Here is a 22,241-nt window from a genome sequence, read left to right on the forward strand (position 1 = left end):
TAAAAATTGAGTTGCCATTTTCCCGTATCTGTTTTAATAAATTGTTCAACTGAATATTGATATTGATCAATTTATATCATATCCTTCTATTATAAATTAACATCGGCTAAATAAACATCTGTACGGTAAATTAAATGTACAAATCCTTGAGCATCTACCCAACGTTGAAATAACGCTTCTAACTCGGTAATAATCTGTTGACCCGCTTCTCCTTCAGTCGGAATATAAGAGGCGCTTTGAGTTCTTCCAATTAACCCTTCTAAATCTAATATTTGTTGAGAAGCGATCGCTTGATAACGCCAATTGGTAAAATAAGAATAACTTTGAGCCCTATCCATAACTCGTTTTCGTTTTTCCTTTTCTACTGGCGGATCTTTGGCTGCATTTTTAAAAATTTGGCTATATTCTTGGGTAAATTGATCATTACGGTTTCGATGATTCCAAACAATTCCTAACCGTCCTGATGGTTTTAAAATTCGATTAAATTCTTTTAAAGTAAGTTCAGGGTTAAACCAATGAAAGGCTTGAAAAGCAGTAACTAAATCAACAGAATTATCTCCTAAATTCGTATTTTCCGCCGTAGCTTCTCGAAATTCTACTAAGGGATGGGGGGTGGCGGTTTCTCTCATTTGGGGGTTAGGTTCAACTGCTAAAACCTTAACCCCTCTTTCTGCTAATAACCGTGAAGAAATCCCCGTTCCCGCACCAATATCAACTGCTATTAATTCCGAGGTATTTCCTAACCCCTCTAATACCATTGTAATCGCTTCATCAGGATAACTTGGTCGATATTTCGCATAATAAGATGCTCGGTCAGAAAACCGAGTTAAAGGGTTCATTTTGTAAAGAAACTCTTCCATAATCAGTTATCAGTTATCAGTTATCAGTTATCAGTTATCAGTTATCAGTTAATTCATGATTTTAATTTCAACATCAATTTTTTGTTGCCATTCTCGAATATAAACTAATAATCCATACATAAACACAATCACTCCCATCATTTCCATAATTTCTTCTACAATTGCCATTCCTGCATAAATCGGATTTTGTTGATTTTCTATAACGGTAATATAACTCCCTAGCATTTCCATGAATAACGCACCTCCAATATATAAAGATGCAGCTAAAGCAAAATGATAGCGGGTTTTTAGGGGAAGATATAACCAAAATTTCCAATATTGTTTTAGGAAAATAGCAACTATAATTGTCCCTGGAATGACCCACATTGAATGTAAAAAAGCAGGTAACTTTAACGCTTCCGCAATATCAGGAATAATTAAGATTTCATGAATCGTAGCTACTTCATCAAAAGCTAGTAACCAAAAAATAATCGATAACCATTTCCACTGTTGGAAATAACGATAGTTTACCGGAGTATTATCATCAGGATCGTTTAAGGTTTTTTGTTGTTCCAGTTCCACTTGTTTTCCTGATGCGATCGCACCCAATAACCAAGCACAAAAAGCTAACATAAACGCACTATAAAACGTTGGTAAATTCATCTCTCGATCTACATTAAACATCACTGTCCAATCTTCTCGATAATTAAACACAAATTTACCAATTTGAACTGCAATACTCGTTAGCGTAAAAAATACCACTCCCAGCGTTAAACGTTTGGCTAATTTTAGGGGAGAAAGCGTTAGATATAACTGCATTTTAACTGATCCTATTGGCGTTAAACTCAAATCATAACCCAACTATCGACAATAATATCGTCCATATCGATATCCATTAAAATCAGGCTGAGGACGGGGATCTTCCTGACAGCGAAATTGGCTAAAATCCGTATTATCTTTTAAATTCACCCTCCAAAATTCAAAGGGACGTTGAACTTGAGTTAAAACAGTTGCTACCGCAGGAGAAGGATTATCTGTTTTTTTGACTAACAGAAATTGAGGTAATTTTTCAGCCTGCTGACGTTTAAATTCTAATCCTAATCCCATCAAAGCGCGAGTTTCTGCATGGGTTCGCTGAGTCATAGCAATAATAACAGGTGTTTTCGCTTCATTAATAATATAACTGGCTAAACGATCTGATTGTTGGGATTTTTGAAACCCATAATTTCCCCCAACGGTTAATGCACCAACACATCCCATAATTAAGGTGACAATTACGATTTTTTGGCTATTAACTTGTAAAATAGGCGGAAGTGAAACCGAAGAATAATTAAAGATTTCAGGTTGTTTCCAAATTCGACCTAATGCAGAACCTATAATTAAAATAAACACCGGAAAGTAAACAAATTGATATCTCGCCGCCAGAGAGACATCCTTTTGAAGTCCATAAATTAAAATTAAAAATAGCACAAGAACACTACTCAAAATACCGCTAAAAATTTTAGTTTCCAGTTGATTTTCAGAGGCGGTCAAATTGAACCGAATTCCCAGAATAATTCCAGGAATCACCCAAACTAAAACTGTTAATAAAATTAAGACTGAAATGACCGTAATGATCAAAGGTGTTCCTTCAACGGGTAATAAAAAGATCTGGGTAATTAACCAGGCGAGTAACCGAAATAAAGGTTCTATCCATCCTAAGCCTTTAAATTCAGTTTCAATCCAGTCTGTAAGTTGATCATTGGGAATACTTTTTAAAATGGGAATCCAAACTAACCCACTGATAAAGGTTCCTAAAATTACTCCATAAATTCTTAGCCAAGCTGTTCTTAAAATCCCTAATTTATTTTGCCAATTCTTTAACCACAATCCCCCTAAAACTAACCCTTCTGCACCCAAGAACACAATAAAAAAATAGTGGCTGGCTATTCCTAATCCATTAATCATAATCCAACCGATTACTTGAATGATAGATAAGGGTTTTTCCCCCTCTAAACTTCTCATCGCCTTGACAAAATAGCCCAGAGATGCAATAATCCAGAGTATCGTTAGAGTATAATGGCGTGCTTCCTGCGATAAATAGATGCCATAAGGAGAAACTGCCATTAACGCAGCAGTAATTTGAGCAAAAATCAACGATTTAAAGGCAAAATAACTTAAACTAAAAATAGCCGGAATTGATAAAACCCCTAAAATAGAACTGAGCGATCGCGCTACCGTTAAAGAGACTAATTCTCCCTCGGTTGAAAACAATTTCATCCAAAAATGATTCAATAAAAAATATAAGGGAGGGTGATTACTTTCACTGAACAAATGATAAACCACATCCGACGGTTGAGTCGTTGCTTCAAACCGCAAAGGAGATAATAAAGTATCTACCGAAATCATTTGATCTAACGGAATTGTTTTCAGTCCGTGACCCAAACTAAACACTAAAGTAGAAATTTCAATACTCGATGCTGATTTATCTCCTAAACCGATAAATCTCAATAAAATTCCCAGTCCCACCCAAAATAACAATAAAACCGGATGAAACCATCGGTTATTCGTAATTTTCATCCCTTAAAACAATCCTCACAAAATCTAAACTAATCATTATACTTCATCCGTAGGGTGCGTAAGCTCCGCGCACGCACCAACCCCATATTATAATAGTAAAAACCATCATTATTTTAGAATTTATAAGCATCGCGCACACACCAAAACCTTATTATAGGAATAATAAAACCTATCATTATTTTAGAATTTATAAGCACCACTCAGACACCAAACCCCTATTATATTGTAGGAATAAATAATCCCTTAAAACCGTCGTTCTAATTTCAAACATTGACCCGGCGTTAACTTCCTAATTTCATCTGTTAAATCTAACCAAGGTTGTAATTGTCCCCGTTGAAACGTGCGACTATAAGGAATATCCATCGACGTTTGATCACAAGCAATTCCAGCAGAAACGACCCCTCGCCAAGAATCAGCATATAATTCATCAATAATATGCCATTGATTTCTTTCCCACCGAAATCGTCGTGTAAATCGAAAGGGTGCGTCTTGTTTCCCCCGAACAATTTCAGAAGAATTTAAACTCTGAATTTGCTTGGAAAAAAATCTCCCTAAAATCAATATTAAAATTCGCATTAACACTAATTTCAACGAAGATAATTGATTAGGTTTTACCCAACTTAATCCCCCTTCAATTAAAACATCATCCTGTTCAACATGAATGGTATAGGAGCTCATTAAATGCGCCACAGCATTTTTAATCTGACGACCCTGACGAACTTGTAGGGAAAAATGAGTATCTGACAATATCAGTTTATTTTCTCTAAATAACTTAAAAACGCCCCCTTTATTTAAAGCCACATATAATTCCACATGGGGACGACGTTTAATTAAAATCTCCGCTTCCTTTAACCCAATACTCGCCACATCTCGCGCTAAAGGTTGCGGTCTTCCAGGGACAAAATCGCGCCAAGCCAGCAGATAATTCCAAACCCAATTTCCTAATAAATAATCATCGCCATAACAAGCTGATAAACCATTCTTAAGACCCTGTAAAAATCGGTCATTAATTCGTAACGCATCCGGTAGCCATTCCCCGACTAATTCAAACCCATACGGAAAAAATTGATAAGTATTTAAACTTCCATATTCACCCCCATACGACCCATCAGGATGAATAAAATAAGACGCTAACTCTACCGCCTTCAGCAAAGATTCTTTGAAGCGTAAATCCCCTCTTAAATCATCCAATTGAGCTAAAAAAGAAATCGTTAAGCTATGATAACCGGGATCAAAAGTATCGTATTCTTTAAACCATCCTTCCTGACTTTGTAAGGAGAATAACCAATCTAAACGTGAAGCTTTAATGCGATGCCATTTAGACGTTTGTAACATTTGTCCCAACCGTTCTAAACAGAGAATAATTAACGCCTCCTGACTCGCACTTTGACTAAATTTACAATAAGCTAACCCATTCGCCCGACGTTCAAAACTTTGTAACCCTTCATAATTCATTAACCCTAATAAATGATAACTTTCTAAACAAGCAAATAGGGAAAAAGCCGTTGCACTAGCAGAATGTTCTAAGGGAAAATATTGATCACAAAAATTACCAGGATGAACCGTATCAGTGGTATAAAGAATACCCGCCTCCACCCAATTTTTAATCGCAGGTTGTTGATAATAGGGATTATCGGAAATCGGAAGATCATAAACTAACGCCAGAGGTAACACTAATTCTTGCATTTTACCATTGGCAAAATCTTTAATTTTATAATGCCAAAAATTTCGATCAAAGCAACCATAAGTTGGACTATGGGGATTTCGATCCAATAAGGTTAAAATTTTAGGAATTTGAGCCAAGGCTTCACGGGAAAATAAATCTTTACTCACGGTTAATAACGGCTATTCGGTGCACCAAACAAATCACCGCTATTGTACCAAAAAAGGTGCGATCGCTATTTGATTTACTGGTTTACCTGGTCTTCCAGGGTTAGTCCTGGCAACTTCTTGATATTCTTGATGTCTTTGGGGTTAAATATTAAGCTTATTAGGAATAATAAATTTTCCAGGGTATAATTAATTTCATCATCTCCCTTGAGGTTTTCTCGTGATGAGTTATTGCCTTAATCCTCAATGTCCAAATCCAACAGATCCAGCAAACGAGAATCAACACACTTGCTGTCAATGTGGCTCAGATCTTTTGCTAAAAGAACGGTATCGTGTGATTAAACAATTAGGAGGCGGATGTTCTAGCAAAACATTTGAAATTGATGATCAAGGGAAAGTTAAGGTTCTAAAAGTTTTATTAATAAACCATCCTAAAGCTGTCGCTTTATTTAAACAACAAGCAGAAGTTTTGAGTCAAATTAATCATCCTGGAATTCCTAAAATTGATCTTGATGGATATTTTACCTATCTTCCCAAGGGGAGCGAAGAAGCTCTTCATTGTTTAGTAATGGAGAAAATTGAAGGGCTAAATTTACAAGACTGGATGAATGAACGAAAACAAGAACCCATCAGTCAAGAACAGGCTTTAGAATGGCTAAAACAACTAGCTGAGATTTTAGAGCAAGTTCATAATTTGCAATACTTCCATCGGGATATTAAGCCTAAAAATATTATGATAAAATCTAATGGACAATTAGTATTAATTGATTTTGGAACTGTACGGGAAATTTTAGGAACCTATATATTTAATTTCACTGATGGCCAAACTGTAACTGGGATTGTTTCTCCTGGATATACACCTCCAGAACAAATAAATGGGAAAGCTGTTCCTCAATCCGATTTTTTTGCCTTGGGACAAACATTGATTTATTTATTAACGGGAAAACCTCCCAATGCTTATCCAGAAAATCCCCGAACAGGTAAGTTATTATGGCGAAAAGGTGTGCCCCATATTTCTGCTCAATTTGCTGCTCTAATTGATTATTTAATAGCTCCTTTTCCAGGTAATCGCCCTCAAAATCCACAAATAATCTTGCAATGTTTAGCAGAAATTGATTTAAAACAAACTGAGAATAATAATACTAATATTATGAATGTTGAAATTAATTTTCAGAATCAACCTTCAGAGGCTCCTAGAGGAATACTGAGTAAAATCAAGAAATTTTTAAGCTTATAGTCTAATTTTTATACAAAAACAACTCAAATAGGATTGCTATATAATTTAAGCAGACTAAACTGAAGAATCTCAATTATTTGTATCCCCAGTCATTCCTTTAATTTTATAACGGAATGACTGAGTTGCTAATTTAAGCCGCTTTTCGTTCTTCCTGATCAAAACCATGTAAAATGGGTTCGGGGCCGAATTTAGAAGTAACTTTCAGCAAACGAGGAATTTCAAAACTATTATAAACGCGAAACTCGCTTTGAATTGTTGCTTCTGCCGCTCTAACAGCTTGGTTTAAAACTAAAGAACCATCGGGGTCAGAAACAGAACGATGGAAGGTTCCGGGGGGAATTCTCAAAATGTGACGGTTCGCATCTAATCTAACAATATGATAGGGATCTTTCCAAGCAAAATTAACTAAATAAAAGGTGCGTCCCCCACTCACTGCTAACAAATTATCTTCTTGATGGGGATGAAGATAAAATTGCCAATATCCGGTTTCAGTATTATTGGGGCTAATGGCTGGCCCTTCATGAAAGACTAAATCACGGGCGTTTGAATTGGCAATTGTAATATCAAAAAAACGCACACTGGGAGTATCACGAAATTTATGAAAGGGGATTAATTCAAACATATTCACTCTATTTAAAATATTAGTTTTTCGCGAGTTGTCTTTAGCTTAGTCATACTGATTCAAACAATCAAAACTTATTCAGAATAGTTTCTATGCGGAAACCGAATAGATAGTCTAGGGACAGAGAGGGGGAATTTTTACAGTAAAATTGTAGTGAGTCCTTCAGGACTCTAAGAAAGCCCTGAAGGGCTTACTACGGTTTGTAGTGAGTTTTTCAGGACTCTAAGAAAGCCCTGAAGGGCTGACTACGGTTTGTAGTGAGTCCTTCAGGACTCTAAGAAAGCCCTGAAGGGCTGACTACGATTTGTAGTGAGTCCTTTAGGACTCTAAGAAAGCCCTGAAGGGCTGACTACGATTTGTAGTGAGTCCTTTAGGACTCTAAGAAAGCCCTGAAGGGCTGACTACGATTTGTAGTGAGTCCTTTAGGACTCTAAGAAAGCCCTGAAGGGCTTACTACGGTTTGTAGTGAGTCCTTTAGGACTCTAAGAAAGCCCTGAAGGGCTTACTACGGTTTGGAATTGGAGGCAGTCCGACGGTTTATACTCGTCCTTTAGCTCGATTAATTGAGCAATTGCAACATTTACCCGGTGTGGGGCCAAAAACAGCCCAACGGTTGGCGCTCCATATTATTAAGCGTCCTGATGAAGATGTGCAAGCCTTAGCCCAGGCGTTATTGGATGCGAAACAGCAAGTGGGTTTTTGTCAGGTTTGTTTCCATCTCTCGGCTGAACCCGTTTGCGAGATTTGTCGTCATCCCCAACGTGACCCCGATACAATTTGTGTGGTGTCTGACTCCCGTGATGTGATTGCATTAGAAAAAACACGGGAATATAAAGGGAAATATCATGTTTTGGGGGGTGTGATTTCTCCGATGGATGGTATTGGCCCGGAACAATTAACCATTCAACCGTTAATTCGTCGGGTAAGTCAACAACAAATTAAAGAAGTGATTATTGCTATTAGTCCGAGTGTTGAAGGAGAAACCACAACATTATATTTAGGTCAACTGTTAAGACCCTTTACGAAAGTCACCCGCATTGCCTTTGGTTTACCGATGGGGGGCGAGTTAGAATATGCCGATGAAATTACCTTAGCACGGGCGTTAGAAGGACGGAGAGAGTTAGAATAACCTACTTCAATCATCCCTTGAGGAATAAAAACCCGGTTTCTGACAGAAGCCGGGTTTTTGCGATGGCTATATGTCCACCCCCATTACATAACTTTATTCAAAAATCCCATTAATTACATAACACAAGTCCTAAATCGCCCCAAACCTCTATAAGTACATAACAAATGGGGCGACTACCACAAAGTATGTAAAAAAATGTAACAAGAGCTACCATTATGCAAATAGTCGAGTTATTGTATACCTATACACAGAAAAGTTAAAACGATGTGTGCAAAACGACTGACTATTGCCATCCCCAATGGGTTGTATGAGCGATTGCAGACTGTTAAACAAGAAATCAACATATCTGGCGTGTGCCAGGAGGCTTTAAACATGGCGATTACACTCAAAGAAACCCAAACCCAAGCATTAACCTTTAACCACCAACAACTGATTGACCGCCTGAAACTGGAAAAAAAATTGTTAGTGGCGCAAATCAAAGAACAAGGTCGGAAATTAGGAATTCAATCTGCTATGACCCTTTCCTATAAAGAATTTCAACGCATTGAACGCCTCAGTCTAGGTCATGTCAGAATCGAAGCGAATTCCTTTGCGGATATGTGGAAATTATTAGCCAGTCGTCAACCTGAGCAAAACATGGAATTTCAAGGCGAAGAATTACGCGAAATGACTTCTCTGAATGAGGAAAACCAATCAATTTTTGTTGAAGGTTGGATGGAAGGCGTATTAACGGTTTGGAATCAAATTAAAGACGAACTTAATGATGTGGAAGCCGAATAAAATTCATTGATTTAACCGGATGAATTCATTTCAATGGGCTAATCAAGATTCGACTATTCCTATTGTTAACAACTCGGATTTTTGTCAAACAACCCAGATGCTATCAACAATAACTATAGCATTTCCAGATTACTTGTAAATTATGAGATACAAGGGTAATCGATTTTTTAAATACGAAATACAGAGAATTTACAAGTCAGATCAGATTGCTATAGTTTCCCCTTTTTAACTTATTTACTAATCTGGCAAATGCCAGGAGGCTTTAATTATGGCTATTTCTCTACAAGAACAAATGACTGCAACCTTTGATTCTGAATCCTTAGTTCAACGCTTACGCGAAGACAAAAAAACCATAGCAGAACAAGTTCAAGAACAAGGTTTTAATTTTGGGGTTAAATCGGCGAGTAGTTTATCTTATCAAGAATTTCACCGCATTGCAAATCTGAATGTTGCCGGGATTAATATTGACTCAGACGCATTTGCCGAATTGTGGGATTTTTTAGATCATCACCACTATCAAAATCCAAATCGTTTAGAATCGGGTGAATTGAGTCATTTATTACCCGATGATGAGCAAAATAAATTAACATTTGTTAAAAGTTGGATGGCAGGAGTTTTATCGGTTTGGCATGAAATTAAAAATAAAGTTGATAGTGAAGATGAAGAATAATTGACTGCTAAATTTTCTATTTGTAGTGAGTCCTTTAGGACTTTTGTAGTGAGTTCTTTAGGACTCTAAGAAAGCCCTGAAGGGCTTACTACGGTGTAGTGAGTCCTTTAGGACTCTAAGAAAGCCCTGAAGGGCTTACTACGGTTCGATTAATTGAGCGATCGCTACATCCGGCGGAATGATTGATTATAGTTGCCCATTTTCCACAATATATTCTGCTATTTTATGGACTGAGGTACTAATTTGGGGAACGTTAGCCGTGTTATTATCAATAGCAGTAATAATATACTTTTCCCCATTAATTTGAGCCGCAACGGTTGTCCCAATCACCCTAGAATTTTGACCCGTTTTTTCTCCTAACCATTGAGTTTTTGGTAATCCTTGTAAACCTGCATAACCAATTACCCGATCATATTGACGATTTAACGCATCAATTAAGACTTGAGAAGAGGGATGTTCATAATTATAAACCTCTACCATCATTTCCGTGAGTTCATTACTGGTTAATCGATTTCGTCCTTTCCCCGGTCGCCAAGGCATAATATGATCTCCCATTAATTTAAAATTAACTTTCGTGAATTTATAGCCTTCTGCTTCTAAAAATTTATTAATATAATCTGAACCTAAATAATCAATTAATTGGTTTGTTGCAATATTACTACTGTGATCAATCATAACTCCCATTAACTCTTTTAAAGAGTAAGATTGACGAGCTCGAATAGATGAAGCATCTTCTGTAAAGTTTCCTCCCGCAACTAGAATTTTTTGATCTAAACTAATTTTTTCCTCGGCTGTTTTATGTAAAAGCGCGATCGCAACGGGAACTTTAATTAAACTAGCGGGACTTGCTGGAGGTTCATTTCCCCGTAAATTAACGCAGTCTCGTTTTAAGGTACAAACCGTCAGCATGGCTTGACGAGTTAACCCGCTTTCTTGACGAATTTGTTCTAATATTTTTGCCCGTGCATCTAATAATTTATCGGTGATTTTAGATAAGCTAGATTCGTATTCTTTAATTTTGTTAGAAGTTTGACCTGCTAATAAAGAATGGGGGGGAATTTCTTGTAAATTATTAATTGCTTTTTCCCACAGATCTTGTACTTGTTTTCGCTGTTGAGGAGAAGGATCATTAGGATTAGCAACTTTTTGAGCTTGGGTTGCTAAACGAATTGCTTGTTTCCAACTATCTTCAGCCCGTTCTTCAACTAAGATTTGAACTTCAACGGTTTTTAGTTTTTGTAATAATATTTCATTGGGTTCAAATTCCAAGGGGTCAGCAAATAAAGAGTTAAAAAAGTTGGGTTCGGGTCGATCTTTGGGGGGTGTTTCTAACTCTTGAATTAAGCGATCTCGCAATACAATTAATTCTTTTAAGGAACGAGCCCCATACAATTCTGAAGCGGTTCCCAATGAAGGGAGTGCTTGAGTCAGTCCCAGACCCACAATCAGTGTCATACTACCTGTTACTGTTATAGCCCAACGCCAGACTTGACGCATTCTTAAACTCCTCACACACAAGCTTCATTGGTTTACAGACGGTTTAGATAACATCTCGACCTCAGCAAAGACCTCTCTTTGCCCAGTTTCTTAAACAGATGAGATCCGAATTTAGATTACCATGATTATTATCAAAATTAAATCCTTAGAGCCATGAGTTAAATGAGTTGAGAACATTATTTCAGAAATCGACAAAAGCTTAAATCATGGTAAAGACTCAACTTCCCAATGGCCACCGAACCTACCCTTGGCTACAAATCTTAGAGTTGATGAAAGAAAGATCCATTAGGTTTCATGGAGAACGGATGCAGAATTTATAGTCAGGTTATTATAGAAATTAGAAATAAAGCGACTCAGCATCAAGCGATCGCTAATATTATTACAGCTTTGGAAAATTTTAATCTCGTTACAAAGGAATGTTGAATCAAACTAAACCAGAATTAAGACGTTTACTGATTAAACAACGTCGTTCGCTATTAAAAAAAGACTGGAAAGAAAAAAGTGATCAGTTGTGCCAAAATTTAAAAAAATATTCACTTTTTCAACAATCCAAAACTATTTTATCTTATTTCAGTTTTCGTCAAGAACCTGATTTAAGTTTATTATGGAGTAACACGACTAAAATATGGGGATTTCCCCGTTGTGTTGAACAATCTTTAACGTGGCATTGTTGGCAACCTGGAGATGTTTATGAGATTAATCGTTATGGTATTCTTGAACCTAATATTAACTTACCCCAACTTAAACCAGGTGAAGTTGACTTGATCTTAGTTCCATCCGTTGCTTGTGACACTCAAGGATATCGGTTAGGATACGGAGGGGGATTTTATGATCGAATGTTGAGTTTACCCGAATGGAATTCTATTCCGACCATTGGAATTATTTTTGATTTTGCTTATCTTCCTCAATTACCGATTGATGCTTGGGATAAACCGTTAAATGCAGTTTGTACAGAATCTAATTTTTTCGATTTAAGAGTTTAAAATGATTGATCAACTACCTAAATTTAACCTCAATAATAAAACCTTAAAAACAGTTATTATTTATATTATTTTGGGAATAATTGCTGTTTTAATGTTATTCCCTTTGGTTTGGTTAGTGAGTACAGCCTTTAAATCTCCCAGTGAGAATATCTTTCAATTTCCCCCGCAATTAATTCCCAGTCAACCGACATTTCAGAATTTTATTACCGTCTGGAAAACAAACCCTTTTGGTCGATATTTATTCAATAGTCTAATTGTGGCTACCTTAACAGTGAGTTTAAATTTATTATTTTGTTCCTTAGCCGCTTATCCCTTAGCCAGATTAAACTTTAAAGGTAGAGATGGAATTTTTACGGCTATTATTGCCACAATTATGATTCCCTTTCAAATTGTGATGATTCCGTTATATGTGTTAACGGTGCAGTTAGAATTAAGGAATACTTATTTAGGAATTATTTTCCCTAGTATTGCTTCTGCCTTTGGAATTTTTCTCTTAAGACAAGCGTTTCAAAGCGTTCCTAAAGAACTAGAAGAAGCCGCGAGAATTGATGGGTGTTCAGAATTAGGAATTTGGTGGAATGTGATGATTCCGGCTGTTAAACCTGCTTTAATTACCTTAGCAATTTTTGTCTTTATTGGGTCTTGGAGTGACTTTCTCTGGCCGTTATTAATATTAGACCAACCCGATTATTATACCATGCCGTTAGGAGTAGCAACTTTAGCCGGAACATTTTCCTTAGACTGGCGATTAATTGCGGCGGGTTCGGTGATTTCCATTGCACCTGTTTTGCTATTATTTTTAATTGTACAACGCTATATTGTGCCAACAGATGCGGGGTCAGGGGTAAAAGGATAATATGATATTATCGACAAGTTAATGTGGCTTTAGGATAAGCAATCCGTTTGTGATTCACTTGTTCCCAAACCCGGACAAAAACCTCGGCAATTTTACTCATTTCTTCCCGCGTTAAACCCGAATCAATTAATTGATTATCTTGCCATCGAGCTTTTAAAATTTTATTCACCATATTTAACGCTTCTTCATGGGTGGCATCTTTAAGCGATCGCAAAGCAGCCTCACAAGAATCTGCTAACATGACAATACCCGTTTCCCTCGATTGGGGAATGGGCCCATCATAGCGAAACTCCGCTTCATTCACGACTAACCGAGGATTTTCTTTAGCTTGTTGTTGCGCTTGATAATAAAAATAAGCAATCTGCATATTACCTTGATGTTCAGGAATAAACGCTTGAATTGCTTTGGGTAAACGATATTTTTTCGCCATAACTAACCCTTCGCTGACGTGTTTTTTAATAATTTGGGTACTTTCCCAAGGGTCATTAATCCTATCATGTTTATTCGGCCCCCCCATTTGATTTTCTATAAATCCTAACGGGTCGTGCATTTTTCCAATATCATGATAAAGAGTTCCTGTTCTAACTAATTCCACATTACAGCCTAATTCTTGTGCTGCTGCTTCTGCTAAATTAGCCACAAACATAGTATGTTGAAACGTTCCCGGTGCTTCTGTCGCTAATCGTTTTAATAACGGTCGATTGGGGTTTGCTAATTCGGCTAATCGAATCGGAGTAATTAAATCAAATAAATGTTCTAAATAGGGACTCAAACCCAAGGCAACAATACTCCACGCAATCCCTTCTAACACTTGTAACCCCACAATTTTAAGCAACACATACCAAATTGAGCCCGCCGTTGCACTTGCCATTAAATTTAGAATTAAATACACTGCACCTTGAGCCGCACCAACGCCTAATCCCAATAACGCTAACTCTTCTCGACAGCGAGATTGTCCCGCTAACAAACTGCCCACCAGTCCCCCCGCCGCACTCGCCAGTAAATGGACGTTATCAATTTCCATCCCAATCGGTAACAAAACTGAAAGCAAACCCACCACGGTAGCACCCACAGCAGACCCATAAAAACTACCCACTAATAACCCCACTGCGGGTAAATTAATCAGGGGTAATTTTAATAAAATAATAATCGGCGTACTTAACGTTAACAGTAATAATAACAATCGATCTCGACGACGTAAACCCCGATGAAATTTCCATTCAACGACTAAAACCAGTCCCACTCCAGCACTCACTAATCCCACCAAACTCATTAATCCTTTCGAGTTAATTCCCCGTTCACTTAAACCAAAATAATCCAGGAGAACAAAATCCTGTTGAGTAATTTTTTCTCCTCTAAGAACAATGATCTCCCCTTTATTAATATTCACCGTCACCGTTTCAATTTTTTGGGCAACTAACTCCGCTCGATGACGAGTAGCTAGAGGATCTTTCACCAAATTTGCTTTTAAAACTTCAGTCAATAAATGGGTCGCAAACAATTGACTTTCTGAAGGAATCGTATTTTTGACTTGAATCTCAATCGCTTGTCTAAGAATTTCATCGGGTAAGCCGGGAGCGATGCCTTGAGACAACATTTCCTGAGTAATTTTATGAATTCCCGTTTGAGTTTGCAACCAAGTCGTATCAGGCCATTCAAAAAACGATTCCGTGTAGAAAATTTCTTGATCAATTAACCCGTCTTGAGAAAACGCATTTAACGCTTTTGCATAACGCCAACGAGCTTGTGTAATGTCAGAGACCAATTGCGAAAATTCAATGGGAGTCGTTCGACGACGATAAGCTTTTAATTGAATTAAGGTTTGTTGTCGAATAGCTTCTAAAGTTGCTTGTTGCCAATCTGCAAATTTTGTAGCCGTCTTTTTATTAGGAATTTTAGGCTGAATTGTCGGAGGAATTTGTACGCTCACTTGTTCAACTTGGGCCAATAAATCCTGCCATTCTCGTTCTGGACAGCGCCTTAAATAACGTTGAACTTCAGTCGATAAAATCCCTTTATCCACAAAAGGAAAGGGTTGGGAAATATTTCGGATATAGGTTCCCTGTTCCAATACCTTGTGAATCCTTTGATTAATTTCTTGATTAATAGATACATCAATTACTAATACCGGAATCGCGCCAATTTCTGCGGCTTTGCGCTTCTCATCGGTTGTTTTAATATCGGGAACACTGGCATCCCAAGGCGCCTGAATGGTTTCCGGTGCAACCCGACCCACATCGAGTTTGGGCTGGTTGTAAAACCGTACTCCCATAACACTGGTTAAGGAAACAACGGCCACCAGGAAAAACGTGGAACTACTCACCGAACCCGGATTTTTGTTAACGTTTCTCCGTTGGCGTCGGGGCCAGGAGGGAGTCGTATAACTGCGGAGGGAAGGGGGTATTTCTGAAGGCTTGACAGAAGACAAGGGAGGATGAGCGCGGCTACAAAGCCGTTCAATCTGTTGCGTCAGAGCATGGAGCGTATTCATCTGCATTGAAGCTAGATCAAGGGTTTAGCAGCCGTTTCATCTTCATTCTATAGTATTGCTTGAAATTTTTAAGGAACGCTTATTGTTAGGGGGTTTCAGCACCGATCTCTCCGGCTAAAAATAATTTATTCTTGTATTCTCATCCGGGTTGGGGTTGCTACGGCTGATTGTGTGAAAGTCTTACAAGCGGGATGAGAAGGAATGGGATGATACACCCCTGACCAAATCGCGAATAAGTGATGAGCTAACTGTAGCAACTCAGTTTCATAATTGTTGAATTCTACAGAATTATTTTCAATCTTTGGGTCAGTTTGGGAAAATAACGGTTTCTCTGAAAAGGCTAAACGCCATCGGGTAGGAATTCCCCTTAAGCCTTGATAGCCACCCGATAAGGCACCACTTAGGGTCGCAGTCAGTTCGGGGTGATATCCTGTTTGTAGCGATCGCAAAACCGTTAAAGAATAGTCTTCGGGAGTGGTCAGAAAACAATAAAAGCTTAGGGCTAAAGCAATCCAGTTTTCAGAATCAAAGTTAGCAGAACTGGCTTTTGTCGTCTGAGTCAATTGACGAACTGCCGTTTCTAAACTAGCTCTGTGTTCCAATAAGGTTTGAACTTGTTCTAATTTAGCCGTTAAAGCTGTTTCTGGCTGTAATTGGGGTAAAAGGTTAGGAATCAGCCGATGAAGGTCTGGGTTAGGTGTGAGCATCTCAGCAATTGCGGTCGCCATCAGCCCTATCCCATCCTGAATCTCGGCCACCCCTTCTAATCCCTTCCAGTCTAACTGTTGTAACGCCCTCAAATTGTCATGAAAGAACAACCCTAGGGGTAAGCCCAATAAAGCTACTTCACTAGCCGACTTAAACGAAGGTTTGATTTGGGTTTGTACCCCTCTGCCATAATCAACCGCATCAAAGCCTTGATATTGGATTAAGCTTTGGGTGAGTTGGGAAATTAATTTTCCTGTATTCCCAGATGAAGGAGGAGATAGTACCCCAGACAAAGGTTTTTGAGGATGTCCAACTCCTGTTTTGAGCAGAGATATCATCGGTTGCAGAGATGGATCATCCTCAAGTTCCATCCCGGCTTTACCCGGTGAAACGGAGCCATAGGTCAACCAACATTGACCTAATTCATAAGCGAGGACTGCTCCGAGAATCGCCCCCTGAAATTGGCTACATAAGGAATCTTGCTTCATGGAACCGATTCTCAGGCTTTTTGCCCCTTCAAATGATGAACTAAAGCCTGTAGTCCCAGACGGTAACTTTCTGCGCCAAATCCACTAATTTGGCCGATCGCCACTGATGAGATCAAAGAATGATGCCGGAACGCTTCTCGACGGTAAATATTGCTCAGATGTACCTCAACGGTGGGAATTCCCACCCCTGAAATCGCATCTCGAAGGGCAATGCTTGTGTGAGTATACGCTCCAGCATTAATTAATAAACCTTGGTGTTGCCCGAATGCGGAGTGTATTGCATCCACCAAAGCACCTTCGTGGTTAGACTGAAGCATCGAAAGTTGAACCTCAAGCAACTGTGCTTCCTGCTCCAACATTCGATTAATTCCGTCTAACGTTGTTTTCCCGTAGATTTCGGGTTCGCGCTGACCCAACAAATTCAAATTAGGGCCATGCAGTACCAAAAGACTTAGCAACGGAGTAACCTGATAAAACGTTAAATATACTACCTTCGACGACGGGGTTCATCTACTGGTACAGGAATTGGCTCCGCTTCCGGTTGAGCGACTGGGCCTAATAAGGCATCAATTAGCTCACGCGCCCATTCTTTTAGTTTTTCCAGTATTTTCTCAATGTATTCCATTGAACAAATGGCTCCTCGTTGTAAACTGGCTACGCAACTTGACCGCAGGTTAATTAACCGAAGTTTAAGCCAAGTTAGGCATATAGCTCAAAACTCAGCCTTGCTATGGGTTAGCAAGTTTTATACAGAACAGATATCTCTGAGATATTTTTTATTTTATTATGTTACCTCCCGCTCCAAATTCTACAAAAATTTTGGGAATTTTTAAGCGTTTGCTAACATGACATTCCTAGAGCAATCTAAGGAATTTAGAGAATTTTACAGCTTAACTCATCTCCTAGAGCAATTGCATTTAGGATGAATTGAAACAAGGTTTAATGATGATAACCGATGTTATACAGGCTGGCTCAACTAGAATTTGAGATAGGCTGCACTAATTACATCTTAGCAATTTTTACCAGTTGTGATTAGGTTGTGAATTAAAGTTTACCGCTTTTATTATAACAAATCTTTACAAATTTACGCAAGGGGTTTTCAGAGTTGACGGTTGACTCTCATGCTTCTGCTCCCCCTGCTCTCTAACTCAGATGGCGACGCAGAAGGTCAAGGGCACTACGGGCACTCCCCTGGCGTATCCAGTCCCGCCCCCGGGTTTGACCGAAACGACATTCGAGACTTTCGACCTGACCGTTAGGCTTGGCTAAACCGATATACACCAGTCCGACGGGTTTTGTCCCTGTCCCTCCTCCTGGCCCTGCAATCCCTGTAATACTTAAACCCCAAGTTGTGTTTAATAGGGTTTTCACCCCCAAGGCCATTTGTTGAGCAACGATGGCACTAACAGCCCCCTGTTGAGTTAAATCATCCAAGTTAACCCCTAATACAGAGGTTTTCACCCGATTATCATAAGCAATCACACCCCCAAGAAAATAGTCAGAACTTCCGGGTACTTGGGTGAGCATTTGTCCTAATCCTCCTCCTGTGCAAGATTCTGCAACACTCAATGTGGCATGATGGGTTTGTAATAACGCCCCAACGACGGAAGCTAAGGTATCCTCATCTGCTCCATAACAATCGAGTCCCGCAATTTCTCGCAATTGGGTTTCCACTGGAATAATTAATTGTTGTGCTATTTCTTGAGACTCTGCCCGGGCAGAAATTCTTAATTTCACCTCTCCATGATTCGCATAGGGGGCAACAGTAGGATTTTTCATCTCTAAAAAAGGCGCAACTTTTTCGGCTAACGTTGATTCTGCTATGCCCCAAAATTTTAACGTTCGACTTTGAATAATTCCTTGACACCAACCGTTATTTTTAAGATAGGGAATTGCCACATCTCGCCACATTTGATAGAGTTCAGCCGGAACACCCGGAAAGGTTAAAATTGTTAGGTGAGATCCCCTAGGTTTCCAGATAATTCCCGGTGCAGTTCCCGTTAAATTAGTTAAAATTTCTGCACCTTCAGGAATTAATGCTTGTTTGCGATTGCTGGCCGACATTACTCGTCCCCGTTGACTAAATTTTTGAGTAATATCTTCAATAATTTCAAGTTTTTCTATTAATGGAGAACCAAAAAACTCTGCTATTGTTTCTACGGTTAAATCATCAGGAGTCGGCCCTAAACCTCCGGTAAAAATTAATAATTGAGAGCGTTTAGAGGCAATCTCAATCACTTTTTTCAGACGTTCTGAATTATCTCCCACAACGGTTTGATAATAATGAGGAATCCCTAATTGAGCTAATTGTTGCCCTAAAAATTGAGCATTACTATTGAGAATATCACCCAAAAGCAATTCTGTACCAACACAAATAATTTCAGCAACCATGAGATCAAGGGGAGATAGAGGATCAATTAATAATTTAATTCTAACAGCTTTATAGGATTAATTTTTTCCTTATCCTATCAATTAACTCTAAATAATATAATAAATAAAGGTTAGGGAATATCAAAAAAAGTGAAATAAGAAGGAAGAAACCCCTGAAGGGGTTACTACAATCTGGCTCGTTTTAAAGCTTGCCAACTGGTATAACCTAATAATCCGGTTGCACCCAAGGCATAAGCTAATCCACTGGGTATTCCTGAAAAAGCCAGGGCTAAACTTCCCACCCAAAGGGTAAGAGAATAGATAAATAATACCGTTCGACGTTGAGATAAACCTGCATCTAATAGTCGATGATGGAGATGGCGTTTATCCGCAATAAAAGGGGATTTACCATGACGAATTCGATCTAAAATAACGGCAGACATATCTAAAATTGGAACCGCTAAAATTAAATAGGGAAGAACAACAGAGGTAACAGCCGTTATTTTGACTAAACCAATAACCCCCACTCCAGCGAGGGTAAATCCCATAAAATAGGCTCCCCCATCCCCCATAAAAATTTGAGCCGGATTAAAATTATATCGCAGAAATCCTAATGCACTTCCAGCTAACGCCGCCGCAATTAACGCCGCAGCCGGTTGATTCATAAATAAACTTACAATTAACATGACAACGGCAGCAATTCCACAAACACCAGCCGCCAGTCCGTCTAAACCATCAATCCAATTAATCGCATTGGTCATCCCCACTAACCAAATAATTGTAATGGGTAGACTCAACCATCCAATATGAAGTAAACCTAAATAAGGGATTGTTAAAAAGTCGATACGGACACCAACCCACCAAGCCAGACTCGCAACTCCTGTTTGCAAAATTAGGCGAGTTAGGGGAGATAAACTAAACAAATCATCGGCTAAACCAATCAGAAAAAAGGCAATGCCGCCGAGAGTCACGCCCCAAATTTCATATTCAGCTTCTGAACTTAAGGGTTTACCTGTGGCATCAATAAAGCCACCGGATATCCAAACCAATAATAAAGCAATTAAGGCGCCCGCAAAGATAGAAACACCACCTAAGCGAACCATCGGTTGTTGATGAACTTTGCGATCATTAGGTAAATCAACCTGTCCTGAACGGATGGCGATTTTCTTAACAATCGGGGTACTCCAGATGACAACTAGAGCAGAAATAATAAAAGCCAGAAGGTGGTACAGATGGTGGGGCATCTGAGGTTATAGGTGCAAAATGTTCTTCAAGTGTCAGCCAGAGTTTACTACATTTGGGATCGTTTCTTACAAGAAATATTGAAATAGGCTCGCAGGAAACTGGAAACATTTACGATTAGATCCTCTTTATGGTAGAGACACCCACGGTGGCACGTCTCTACCATTGTTCACACTACCCAACCTTTAGGCTAAAGCCGGAACTTTAACACTGAGATGGGGATAAAGCGGAAAGTGATCGCATAAATTAGCAACCCGTTGACGACAAGCTTCTTTAATAGCTTCATCATCGGGGTTCAGCAGTCGGTCTGCAATAATATTACCAATCTCAATAAATTCCGTTTCTCCCATTCCCCGTGTGGTCATAGCCGGAGAACCTAATCTTAACCCACTGGTGACAAAGGGAGATTCGGGATCAAAGGGAACGGTATTTTTATTAGCCGTAATATTAACATCACTGACGAGTGCATCCGCCCGTTTTCCAGTCATGCTCACGGAACGTAAATCCACTAACATCAGATGGTTATCCGTGCCATTGGAAACAATTTTTAAGCCTCGGTTTTGTAATTGAGTGGCTAAGGCTTTGGCATTGGCAATCACTTGAGCCGAATAGGTGGTAAATTCGGGTTTGAGTGCTTCGCCAAAGGCAACGGCTTTCCCGGCAATGACGTGTTCTAAGGGGCCACCTTGGGAACCGGGGAAAACAGCTTTATCCAATTTTTTGCCCAGTTCTGCATCCCGCGTTAAGATTAAACCGCCTCTTGGCCCTCTTAAGGTTTTGTGGGTGGTTGTTGTCACCACATCACAGTAGGGGATGGGGTTAGGATGATGACCCGTTGCTACTAACCCGGCAATATGAGCAATATCGGCCATTAAATAAGCACCGACTTCATCGGCAATAGCGCGGAATTTCTCAAAATTGATAATCCGAGGATAGGCAGAATACCCACAAATTATCATTTGGGGTTTATGCTGTTTGGCTAATTCTAAAATTTGGTCATAATCCAGTTGTTCGGTTTCGGGACTAACGCCATAATGACAAACTTTAAACCATTTACCCGAAACGTTGACCGGGGAACCATGGGTTAAATGTCCGCCATGAGATAAGTCCATCCCCATGATAGTGTCACCGGGTTTGAGCAGGGCTAAAAACACGGCAAAGTTAGCTTGAGCGCCGGAATGGGGCTGAACATTGGCACTGGCTGCCCCAAACAGTTGTTTAGCCCGTTCAATGGCTAACTGTTCGACACCATCAACAAATTCACAACCGCCGTAATAGCGTTTTTTGGGAAGTCCCTCTGCATATTTGTTAGTTAGAACAGACCCTTGGGCAGCCATGACGGCGGCGGAGGTAAAGTTTTCACTCGCAATTAATTCTAGGTGATCCCGTTGGCGACAGAGTTCATGCTGAATCAGATCAGCAATGACCGGATCAGTTTCAGATAAGATTTCTAAGTTAGTCCGACTCACAATAAAATTCCTCTTAATGAAACAAAAACAGAATGCTATTGCACCTAATCAGGGGATTCAATAGCGTATTTTCCCCAGAATCTTCAATAATAACTTTCTTTGCTGAACCCTTCTAGTCCTTGACTTGCCAACCGCAACACCCTAAAATTTCAGCCCGTTTTGTTAAATTGTAAGTCATTTAGCTGAATAGGCTGGAACTCTTGACTTACAATGGATACAGAGAAATGGCATCTGTCGGAGGAATCATTATGCTAGTCATCTTGATGGATAACCAGTTACTTGCTTCTCAACCGGTTTGTCAAGGGTGTTTGCTGGCTGATCAAAGCGGTCAACCCCGTTGGAGAGGCGGTCAGCTTTGTTGTGGTCATTTGGTGCGCCCCTCCATCGACAATCAACCCAGTCAGTATGAGTGTCAAATGGGTTTCCGCATGGCCAATATTCAATGATAAAACTGTTGACTCTGAACTGACA

Annotated in this window: 19 protein-coding genes and 1 pseudogene; 7 read left to right on the forward strand and 13 right to left on the reverse strand. The window is 39.2% G+C overall.

Translation table 11 applies throughout. The features are described 5' to 3' along the window. Positions 1 to 89: 89 nt before the first annotated feature. The 4 genes from H6G57_RS15225 to H6G57_RS15240 all read right to left on the reverse strand — a co-directional run bounded on the left by H6G57_RS15225 (position 90) and on the right by H6G57_RS15240 (position 5,231). On the reverse strand, positions 90 to 860 hold the full coding sequence (locus H6G57_RS15225) for a class I SAM-dependent methyltransferase (protein ID WP_190519921.1): 771 nt from the start codon (positions 858 to 860) through the stop codon (positions 90 to 92). 48 nt (positions 861 to 908) lie between these two features. Next, a complete protein-coding gene (locus tag H6G57_RS15230; protein ID WP_190519923.1) occupies positions 909 to 1,658 on the reverse strand; it encodes a hypothetical protein in 750 nt (249 codons plus the stop codon). 42 nt (positions 1,659 to 1,700) lie between these two features. After that, positions 1,701 to 3,398, reverse strand: coding sequence for a glycosyltransferase family 39 protein (locus tag H6G57_RS15235; protein WP_190519925.1), 1,698 nt, complete (start codon positions 3,396 to 3,398; stop codon positions 1,701 to 1,703). A 243-nt stretch (positions 3,399 to 3,641) separates the two neighbouring features. Beyond that, positions 3,642 to 5,231, reverse strand: a complete 1,590-nt coding sequence (locus tag H6G57_RS15240) for a hypothetical protein (protein ID WP_190519927.1) — start codon at positions 5,229 to 5,231, stop codon at positions 3,642 to 3,644. A gap of 220 nt (positions 5,232 to 5,451) precedes the next feature. Between H6G57_RS15240 and H6G57_RS15245 the strand changes: the two are divergent. Then, positions 5,452 to 6,348 (forward strand): annotated as a pseudogene (locus H6G57_RS15245) (serine/threonine protein kinase); the annotation flags it as partial. Between the two features lie 247 nt (positions 6,349 to 6,595). Here H6G57_RS15245 and H6G57_RS15250 read toward each other — a convergent pair. After that, a complete protein-coding gene (locus H6G57_RS15250) occupies positions 6,596 to 7,087 on the reverse strand; it encodes a redox protein (protein ID WP_190519931.1) in 492 nt (163 codons plus the stop codon). Between the two features lie 517 nt (positions 7,088 to 7,604). On the opposite strand from H6G57_RS15250, the gene recR reads away from it, so the two are divergent. The 3 genes from recR (at position 7,605) to H6G57_RS15265 (ending at position 9,666) form a co-directional block, all read left to right on the forward strand. Then, positions 7,605 to 8,216, forward strand: coding sequence for a recombination mediator RecR (gene recR / locus H6G57_RS15255; RefSeq protein ID WP_309235919.1), 612 nt, complete (start codon positions 7,605 to 7,607; stop codon positions 8,214 to 8,216). 372 nt (positions 8,217 to 8,588) lie between these two features. Beyond that, positions 8,589 to 8,996 carry a hypothetical protein gene (locus H6G57_RS15260; RefSeq protein ID WP_072722148.1) on the forward strand — a complete coding sequence of 136 codons (408 nt, stop codon included), beginning with the start codon at positions 8,589 to 8,591 and terminating at the stop codon, positions 8,994 to 8,996. Positions 8,997 to 9,264: 268 nt separating this feature from the next. Beyond that, positions 9,265 to 9,666: a hypothetical protein gene (locus H6G57_RS15265; protein ID WP_190519933.1), complete on the forward strand. Its 402-nt coding sequence runs from the start codon at positions 9,265 to 9,267 to the stop codon at positions 9,664 to 9,666. Between the two features lie 186 nt (positions 9,667 to 9,852). Here the strand turns inward: H6G57_RS15265 and H6G57_RS15270 are convergent, their stop codons facing one another. After that, positions 9,853 to 11,163 (reverse strand): serine hydrolase, encoded by a 1,311-nt coding sequence (locus tag H6G57_RS15270; protein ID WP_190519935.1) that lies wholly within the window; start codon positions 11,161 to 11,163, stop codon positions 9,853 to 9,855. A gap of 416 nt (positions 11,164 to 11,579) precedes the next feature. On the opposite strand from H6G57_RS15270, the gene H6G57_RS15275 reads away from it, so the two are divergent. Together H6G57_RS15275 and H6G57_RS15280 are read left to right on the forward strand one after the other, a co-directional pair. Beyond that, the gene (locus H6G57_RS15275) at positions 11,580 to 12,146 is read left to right on the forward strand and encodes a 5-formyltetrahydrofolate cyclo-ligase (RefSeq protein WP_190519937.1); all 567 of its coding nucleotides are present in this window, start codon (positions 11,580 to 11,582) and stop codon (positions 12,144 to 12,146) included. A 91-nt stretch (positions 12,147 to 12,237) separates the two neighbouring features. Next, positions 12,238 to 13,002, forward strand: a complete 765-nt coding sequence (locus H6G57_RS15280) for a carbohydrate ABC transporter permease (RefSeq protein WP_375539525.1) — start codon at positions 12,238 to 12,240, stop codon at positions 13,000 to 13,002. Between the two features lie 7 nt (positions 13,003 to 13,009). Here the strand turns inward: H6G57_RS15280 and H6G57_RS15285 are convergent, their stop codons facing one another. The 7 genes from H6G57_RS15285 to glyA form a co-directional block, all read right to left on the reverse strand. Further along, a complete protein-coding gene (locus H6G57_RS15285; RefSeq protein WP_190520005.1) occupies positions 13,010 to 15,493 on the reverse strand; it encodes an HD family phosphohydrolase in 2,484 nt (827 codons plus the stop codon). 125 nt (positions 15,494 to 15,618) lie between these two features. Continuing rightward, positions 15,619 to 16,689, reverse strand: coding sequence for an ADP-ribosylglycohydrolase family protein (locus H6G57_RS15290; protein ID WP_190519940.1), 1,071 nt, complete (start codon positions 16,687 to 16,689; stop codon positions 15,619 to 15,621). Positions 16,690 to 16,700: 11 nt separating this feature from the next. After that, the gene (gene aroQ, locus H6G57_RS15295) at positions 16,701 to 17,147 is read right to left on the reverse strand and encodes a type II 3-dehydroquinate dehydratase (protein ID WP_190519942.1); all 447 of its coding nucleotides are present in this window, start codon (positions 17,145 to 17,147) and stop codon (positions 16,701 to 16,703) included. A 29-nt stretch (positions 17,148 to 17,176) separates the two neighbouring features. Next, complete coding sequence (locus tag H6G57_RS15300; protein WP_190519944.1) at positions 17,177 to 17,314, reverse strand: hypothetical protein; 138 nt, start codon at positions 17,312 to 17,314, stop codon at positions 17,177 to 17,179. A gap of 518 nt (positions 17,315 to 17,832) precedes the next feature. Beyond that, a complete protein-coding gene (locus H6G57_RS15305) occupies positions 17,833 to 19,080 on the reverse strand; it encodes a competence/damage-inducible protein A (protein WP_190519946.1) in 1,248 nt (415 codons plus the stop codon). 164 nt (positions 19,081 to 19,244) lie between these two features. Next, entirely contained in the window at positions 19,245 to 20,303 is a 1,059-nt protein-coding gene (locus H6G57_RS15310; RefSeq protein ID WP_190519948.1) for a glycosyltransferase family 4 protein, read from the reverse strand. Positions 20,304 to 20,486: 183 nt separating this feature from the next. Beyond that, the gene (gene glyA, locus H6G57_RS15315; protein WP_190519950.1) at positions 20,487 to 21,770 is read right to left on the reverse strand and encodes a serine hydroxymethyltransferase; all 1,284 of its coding nucleotides are present in this window, start codon (positions 21,768 to 21,770) and stop codon (positions 20,487 to 20,489) included. Positions 21,771 to 22,018: 248 nt separating this feature from the next. Between glyA and H6G57_RS15320 the strand changes: the two genes are divergently transcribed. Continuing rightward, the gene (locus H6G57_RS15320; protein ID WP_190519952.1) at positions 22,019 to 22,216 is read left to right on the forward strand and encodes a hypothetical protein; all 198 of its coding nucleotides are present in this window, start codon (positions 22,019 to 22,021) and stop codon (positions 22,214 to 22,216) included. The last annotated feature ends 25 nt before the right edge of the window (positions 22,217 to 22,241 follow it).

It is taken from the genome of Planktothrix sp. FACHB-1365, from assembly GCF_014697575.1.
Classification (GTDB): Bacteria; Cyanobacteriota; Cyanobacteriia; order Cyanobacteriales; family Microcoleaceae; genus Planktothrix.